The organism is Streptomyces sp. WELS2 (genome assembly GCF_013870595.1).
GTDB lineage: Bacteria > Actinomycetota > Actinomycetes > Streptomycetales > Streptomycetaceae > Streptomyces.
This window is the reverse complement of record NZ_JACBWZ010000309.1, coordinates 1-6,801: the sequence shown is the minus strand read 5'-3', so window position 1 is coordinate 6,801 and position 6,801 is coordinate 1. Positions and strand designations below refer to the sequence as shown.

Below are 6,801 nucleotides of genomic sequence, written 5' to 3'. Positions count from 1 at the left end.
GCGCGGCGCGGCCGGCTGCGGTGTGCACCTGACGCTGATGGCCCTGTTCGCCGCCGGGCTGGCGGCCGTGCTGCGCAGCTCGGTCGCCACCCTGTCCGTGCTGATCCCGTTCCTGCTGATCGTGTCCTTCGTCATCGGCGACCTGTCCGGCACGGTCGCCGACTTCCTGCCCGACCGGGCCGGCCAAGTGGCCCTGCACAGCGACTGGGACGGCGCCCTCGGCCCATGGAGCGGGCTCGGGGTGACCGCGCTGTGGACGGCGGCGGCCCTCGCGGCGGGCGCCTGGAGGGTACGGCGCCGGGACGCCTGACGGGAGGCCAGTTGTCAGTGGTGCCCGCTTTACTGGACCGCATGGACATCGCGGAGTGCCTGACCCTCGTCGAGCTGCTGTGCACCCGGGAGTTCCCGGCGGTGCCCGGCAGGACGGAGCACGGTGAGAGCGGGCCCGGCTATCACATAGCCGCCTTACAGACGAGCCAGGAGTTCTGGGAGGGCGACGGCAGCGAACGGGAGGAGACGGAGGCGCAGTACGAGGCCGACCGGGACGGCCTCGCCGAGCGGCTGGGCGAACGGTGGGGCGGTCCGCAGCACTTCAGCCTCCACAGCGTGTTCGACCGGACCATGGCGGGCGAGGAGATCGCCGAACCCTGGGCCGGACTCAGCGGTCACGTCCCGGACGTCCTGCTGTGGCGGGCACCGGAGTCGGACCGCTGGGTCGCCCTCGGCGTCTCCCAGTGGGACAAGGAGTTTCCCTTCCAGTTGCTCGGCATAGTGACGGAGACGGACCCGCCGTGAGACGGGTCCGGGCCGGAATCCTCTGGGAGCGCTCCCAACTGTCGGTACGGGAATCCGGTCCCGCCGGAGCCCTTCGGCGGATCAGCTGGTGGGGAAGGAATCGGCGGTGCTGATGCGGCTCTTGACCAGCGCCCCGGACTCGGTCAGCACACCGCTGCTGCTGTAGTCGGTGCCGTCGCAGGTGCCGGGCTTGAGCGCCGCGCTGCTCTCGTTCGCGTCGGAGTAGGTCCAGTTCGCGTAGCTGATCTTCAGCTGGTCGAGCAGGTCCAGCCAGGCCGTGGTGCTGGACCGGTCCAGCGCCCCGCCGCCGGTGGCGCTCACCGTGCCGAACTCGGTGACGAACAGCGGCAGTTTGGAGGCCGCCCGGCTCACCGTGGCGCGGTAGTCGTCCTTGTGGCTCGCGGCGTAGAAGTGGAACGTGTACATGACGTTGGTGGCGTTGACCGGGTTGTTGACGACCTCGGTCTCGTTGGAGCCGTCCGAGACGCCCAGCGAGGACCAGCCCCGGGTGCCGACGATGATCACGGCGTCCGGGTCGGCGGCCCGGATCACCGGGATGACCTGCTCGGCGTAGTTCTTGATGGCCGTCCAGCTCACGCCGTTGGGCTCGTTGGCGATCTCGTAGATCACGTTCTTCTTGGCGGCGTTGCGGGCGGCGACGGACGCGAAGAAGGTCTTGGCGCGGTCCAGGTTGTAGTTGGGGTCGCCCGGTGTGAGGGTGTGGAAGTCGATCAGGGCGTACATGCCCCGGGCCTCGGCCATGTCGACGAGGTTGTTCACCCGGCTGGTGAAGCCCGCCGGGTCGGTCTCGTAGCCGTCCTCCTGCACGTACATGGCGATGCGCAGCAGGTCGGCCTTCCAGTCCTTCGCCAGCGCGTCCATGGAGGCGTTGCCGTAGCACTTGGCGAACCACTGGATGCCGTGCGTGCTCATGCCCCGCAGCTGGATCGGGCGGTTGTACTGGTTGCACAGGTTGACGCCGCAGACGTGCAGCTGTCCGTTGACGCCCACGGGGGTGCCGGTGCCCGGGGTGGGGTCGGTGCCGGGCGGCGGCTCCTGGGTGGAGCCGGTGCAGGCGACGCCGTTGAGCGTGAACGCCGAGGGGCCGGGGTTGGAGCCGGTGAAGGAGCCGGTGAAGCCGAGGTCGGCGGACGCGCCGGTGGCCAGGGTGCGGTTCCAGTCGGTGCCGGCGGCGCTGACCGTGGAACCGGACTGCGACCAGGTGGCGTTCCAGCCCTGGACGAGCTTCTGCCCGGAGTCGGGCAGGGCGAACTTCAGCGTCCATCCGGTGACCGGGTCGCCCAGGTTGGTGACCTTCACCCCGGCCTGGAAGCCGCCCTGCCACTGGCTGGTGACGGTGTAGTCCACCTTGCAGCCGGTGGCGGCCGCCGCCGGCTGGGGGCCGAGCAGTGCCGTGAGACCCACAGCCGTGGCGCAGGTCGCCAGCAGGGCCACAATGCGTTTCAAAGCGTTCCTCCTCGTGTGAAGCGGGAACAGCACGATGGGAGCGCTCCCAAGACCCATCGGCCCGAGACCGTACACCGGTGGATCGAGGCGCGTACAGACGTACGACAGTGAACGATGAGCCGTTCGGGGTGATCGCTGCTCAGAGGTGGGCGCGCACGGAAGGCGCCACGCGGCCGTGCCCGGCCTTGCGGGCATCCGGCCGGTCAGCCGGGCGCGCCGGCCGCCTCGCGCAGCCGCCGGAACTCCTCCGCCATCGTGGCGGGGGTCCAGTGCGCGTTCAGCCCGCTGGGGTTGGGCAGGACCCAGATCCTGGTGTCGCCGATGGTCCGCTCCTGCGGGCCCACCTTGGCCGTGCGGTCGCCGAAGGCGGCGCGGTAGGCGGTCACGCCGACGACGGCCAGCCACCCCGGCCGCAGCCGCGACACCTTCTCGGCCAGCAGCCGCCCGCCCTCCGCGTACTCGTCGGCGGTCAGCTCGTCCGCCCGCGCGGTCGCCCGGGCCACGACGTTGGTGATGCCGAGCCCGTAGGACAGCAGCTCGTGCTGCTCGGCCGGCTTCAGCAGCCGGGGCGTGAAGCCGGACAGGTGCAGCACCGGCCAGAAGCGGTTGCCGGGGCGGGCGAAGTGGTGGCCGGTCGCGGCCGACATCAGCCCGGGGTTGATGCCGCAGAACAGCACGCGCAGGCCGTCCGCGACCACGTCCGGGACGAGACGGTCGCGGGCGGCCTCAAGCTCCGCCTGGGTGAAGCGCGGGGTGCGGGGCGCGCGGGTCAGAGGATCGCTCCCGGGGTGTAACCGGCCGCCTCCGGGCGCTGCCTCACGATCTCCTCGATCCGGGCGACGACCGTACCGACCTGGTCGGCGGCCGCGCCGGTGAAGGACAGCTTGTCGGCCATGAGCGCGGCCAGCCGCTCCCGGTCGAGCGGCAGGCGCTCGTCGGCGGCCAGCTTGTCGAGCAGGTCGTTGCGCTCGGCGCCCTGCTCGCGCATGGCCAGCGCGGTGGCGACGGCGTTCTCCTTGATCGCCTCGTGCGCGACCTCCCGGCCGACACCGGCCCGCACCGCGCCCATCAGCACCTTGGTGGTCGCCAGGAACGGCAGGTAGCGGTCCAGTTCGCGGGCGATCACCGCGGGGAAGGCGCCGAACTCGTCGAGCACCGTCAGGAACGTCTCCAGCAGGCCGTCCAGGGCGAAGAAGGCGTCCGGCAGGGCGACCCGGCGCACCACCGAGCAGGACACGTCGCCCTCGTTCCACTGGTCGCCCGCCAGCTCGCCGGTCATCGAGGCGTAGCCGCGCAGGATCACCATCAGGCCGTTGACGCGCTCGCAGGAGCGGGTGTTCATCTTGTGGGGCATCGCCGAGGAGCCGACCTGACCCGGCTTGAAGCCCTCGGTGACCAGCTCGTGGCCGGCCATCAGCCGGATCGTCTTGGCCAGCGACGACGGGGCCGCCGCGAGCTGCACCAGCGTGGTGACGACCTCGTAGTCCAGCGAGCGCGGGTAGACCTGGCCGACCGAGGTGAAGGCCTGCGAGAAGCCGAGGTGCCCCGCGATGCGGTGCTCCAGCTCGGCGAGCTTGGCGGCGTCCCCGCCCAGCAGGTCCAGCATGTCCTGCGCGGTGCCCACCGGGCCCTTGATGCCGCGCAGCGGGTAGCGGCCGAGCAGCTCCTCGATCCGGCCGTAGGCCACGAGCAGCTCGTCGGCGGCGGTCGCGAACCGCTTGCCGAGGGTGGTGGCCTGCGCGGCGACGTTGTGCGAGCGGCCGGCCATGACCAGCTCGGCGTACTCGCCGGCCAGCTTGCCCAGGCGCGCCAGCACGGCCACCGTACGGTCCCGCGTCAGCTCCAGCGAGAGCCGGATCTGCAGCTGCTCGACGTTCTCCGTGAGGTCACGGGAGGTCATGCCCTTGTGCACGTGCTCGTGCCCGGCGAGGTCGTTGAACTCCTCGATCCGCGCCTTCACGTCGTGCCGGGTGACCTTCTCGCGCTCGGCGATCGAGGCCAGGTCGACGGTGTCCAGCACGCGTTCGTAGTCGGCGATCGCCTCGTCCGGCACCTCGATGCCGAGGTCCTTCTGGGCCCGCAGCACGGCGAGCCAGAGCCGGCGCTCCAGCCTCACCTTCTGCTCGGGCGACCAGAGCGTGGCGAGCTCGGCGGAGGCGTACCGTCCGGCGAGGACGTTCGGGATGCGGGGCTTGGCGGGCGCTGAAGTCACGTGACCAGATTCTACTGGCGATTCGTGCAGGCCAGCGCCATGCCCCCGATGGGCGGAAGCTACGAGACGTACGCCACTTCGAGGCCGGGCCCTGCCGTCGGACCCCTGCGGGCGGACGGCGGGAGCCGGACGACCGGACCCGGGGCCTGTCGTCCGGATCACGCCGCAGACGCGCCCTAGGCGCCGGCCTCGTAGGGCAGCAGTTCCGGGCGCTTGGGCGGGCGGCCGTCGCCGGAGGAGCGGCCGGTGAGCCGGCGGCCTATCCAGGGCAGCAGGTGCTGCCGGGCGAACCGTACGTCGGCGATCCGGCGCGTCACCCAGTCCGGCGGGGCCGTCGCCGGCATCGGCACGTGCCACTCGGCGTCCTCCGGCTCGTACCCGAGCGCCTGCCACACCGCCTCGGCGACCCGGCGGTGCCCCTCCGCCGTCAGGTGCAGCCGGTCCACGTCCCACAGCCGGGGGTCCGCCAGCGCGGGCGCGCCGTAGAGGTCGACCACCACCGCGCCGTGCTTGCCGGCCAGCTCGTCCACGCAGGCGAACAGCTCCTCCATGCGCGGCCGGAACCGGTCCAGCACCGGGCCCTGGCGGCCGGGGCTGCGCATCAGCACCAGCTGCCCGCAGGAGGGCGCCAGCCGCTCCACGGCCTCGGTGAGCAGGTCCCGCACCCGGACCATGTCGCACTTGGGGCGCAGGGTGTCGTTCAGCCCGCCGACCAGGGTGACGACGTCGGCCCGCATGGCCGCCGCCACCTCCACCTGCTCGTCGACGATCTGCCCGATCAGCTTCCCGCGGACGGCGAGGTTCGCGTAGCGGAAACCGGGCGTGCGGGCGGCCATCCGCGCGGCGAGGACGTCCGCCCAGCCCCGGTAGGAGCCGTCGGGCAGCAGGTCCGACATGCCCTCGGTGAAGGAGTCGCCGACGGCGACCAGGCTGGTGTGCGGGGGAGTGGTGGGATTCGTCTGCATGGCGACAGCGATGGTATCCCGGCGCCATACCCGCCGGTCGGTCGCCCCGGAGCCCCGCCCGCGCCCCCGCGCGTCACCCCGCCGCGGGCTGGCCGAACAGCTGCCGCAGCACGTCCTCCATGGTCACCAGGCCCGCCAGCCGTCCGTCCTCGCCGAGTACGGCGGCGAGGTGGGTGCGGCTGCCGCGCATCGCGGTGAGCACGTCGTCCAGCGGGGTGCTCTCCCGGACCCGCGCGATGGGCCGCATGTCCCGCAGCCGGAACGGCATGTCCCGGGGCGAGGCGTCCAGCGCGTCCTTCACATGCAGATAGCCCACGATCCGGCGCCCGGTGTCGACCACCGGGAAACGGGAGAACCCCGACTCGGCCGACAGCCGCTCCACCTGCTCCGGGGTGACGCCGACGCGCGCGTAGACCACCCGGCGCAGCGGGACGACCACGTCCCGCACCGGCCGGCTGCCCAGCTCCAGGGCGTCGTGCAGGCGCTCCTGCGCCCGGTCGTCGATCAGGCCCGCCTGGCCGGCGTCCTTGACGATCTCGGCGAGTTCGGCGTCCGTGAAGGTGGCCGACACCTCGTCCTTGGCCTCCACCCGCAACAGCCTCAGCAGCCCGTTGGCGAACGCGTTGATCGCGAAGATCACCGGACGCAGCGCCCGGGAGAGCGTGACCAGCGGCGGGCCGAGCAGCAGCGCGCTGCGCACCGGTTCGGCCAGCGCGATGTTCTTGGGGACCATCTCGCCGAACAGCATGTGCAGATAGGTGGCGAGGGTCAGCGCGATCACGAAGGACACGGCGTGCCCCGCGCCCACCGGCACGCCCACCGCGTGGAACGCCGGCTCCAGCAGGTGCGCGATCGCCGGCTCGGCGACCACACCGAGCACCAGCGTGCACAGCGTGATGCCGAGCTGCGCGGCGGCCAGCAGCGCGGACACGTGCTCCAGGCCCCACAGCACGCTGCGGGCACGGCGGTCGCCCTCCTGGGCCAGCGGCTCGATCTGCGAGCGGCGCACCGAGATCAGGGCGAACTCGGCGCCCACGAAGAAGGCGTTGACGACGAGGGTCGACAGGCCGATCAGCAGTTGTACGACGGTCATCGCGTCCCCTCCCGCGTCCCGCGGGTCCCGTGGTCGTGTCCGGCCCTGTCCCGCCACCTGGTTCCGGCGCCCCGCCCGGTTGCGCCGCTCTCCCGGGCGATGCCGGTGCGTTCGTCGTCCAGGGGCGCGTGCAGCAGCAGCCGGGCGGCCCGGCGGCCGGAGGCGTCCACGACGTCGAGGTGCCAGCCGGCCACCTCGACGCTGTCGCCCACGGCGGGTATCCGGCCCAGTTCGGTGGCGACCAGGCCGGCCAGGGTCTCGTACGGCCC

Annotated in this window: 7 protein-coding genes and 1 pseudogene; 2 read left to right on the top strand and 6 right to left on the bottom strand. The window is 72.3% G+C overall.

Annotation, left to right across the window (positions count from 1 at the left end; translation table 11 throughout):
- Positions 1-310, top strand: a pseudogene (locus H5J33_RS18715) (ABC transporter permease); the annotation flags it as partial.
- A gap of 41 nt (positions 311-351) precedes the next feature.
- Complete coding sequence (locus tag H5J33_RS18710) at positions 352-795, top strand: hypothetical protein (RefSeq protein ID WP_181796079.1); 444 nt, start codon at positions 352-354, stop codon at positions 793-795.
- An 81-nt stretch (positions 796-876) separates the two neighbouring features.
- Here the strand turns inward: H5J33_RS18710 and H5J33_RS18705 are convergent, their stop codons facing one another.
- The 6 genes from H5J33_RS18705 to H5J33_RS37575 all read right to left on the bottom strand — a co-directional run.
- A complete protein-coding gene (locus H5J33_RS18705) occupies positions 877-2,262 on the bottom strand; it encodes a cellulase family glycosylhydrolase (RefSeq protein ID WP_181796078.1) in 1,386 nt (461 codons plus the stop codon).
- Between the two features lie 203 nt (positions 2,263-2,465).
- Positions 2,466-2,960 carry a G/U mismatch-specific DNA glycosylase gene (gene mug, locus H5J33_RS18700; RefSeq protein ID WP_181796077.1) on the bottom strand — a complete coding sequence of 165 codons (495 nt, stop codon included), beginning with the start codon at positions 2,958-2,960 and terminating at the stop codon, positions 2,466-2,468.
- 71 nt (positions 2,961-3,031) lie between these two features.
- Complete coding sequence (gene purB / locus H5J33_RS18695; protein ID WP_181796076.1) at positions 3,032-4,474, bottom strand: adenylosuccinate lyase; 1,443 nt, start codon at positions 4,472-4,474, stop codon at positions 3,032-3,034.
- 176 nt (positions 4,475-4,650) lie between these two features.
- Positions 4,651-5,439: an SGNH/GDSL hydrolase family protein gene (locus H5J33_RS18690; RefSeq protein WP_181796075.1), complete on the bottom strand. Its 789-nt coding sequence runs from the start codon at positions 5,437-5,439 to the stop codon at positions 4,651-4,653.
- Positions 5,440-5,512: 73 nt separating this feature from the next.
- Positions 5,513-6,532 (bottom strand): hemolysin family protein, encoded by a 1,020-nt coding sequence (locus tag H5J33_RS18685; protein WP_181796074.1) that lies wholly within the window; start codon positions 6,530-6,532, stop codon positions 5,513-5,515.
- A partial coding sequence (locus H5J33_RS37575) for a transporter associated domain-containing protein (RefSeq protein WP_309485435.1) occupies positions 6,529-6,801 on the bottom strand: 273 nt, incomplete at its 5' end. The genes H5J33_RS18685 and H5J33_RS37575, both read right to left, overlap by 4 nt.

Excerpts from the sequence above, each read along its gene's own strand:
- H5J33_RS18710 (WP_181796079.1), top strand. The coding sequence starts at position 352 with ATGGACATCGCGGAGTGCCTGACCCTCGTCGAGCTGCTGTGCACCCGG.
- H5J33_RS18690 (WP_181796075.1), bottom strand. The coding sequence starts at position 5,439 with ATGCAGACGAATCCCACCACTCCCCCGCACACCAGCCTGGTCGCCGTC.
- H5J33_RS18685 (WP_181796074.1), bottom strand. The coding sequence starts at position 6,532 with ATGACCGTCGTACAACTGCTGATCGGCCTGTCGACCCTCGTCGTCAAC.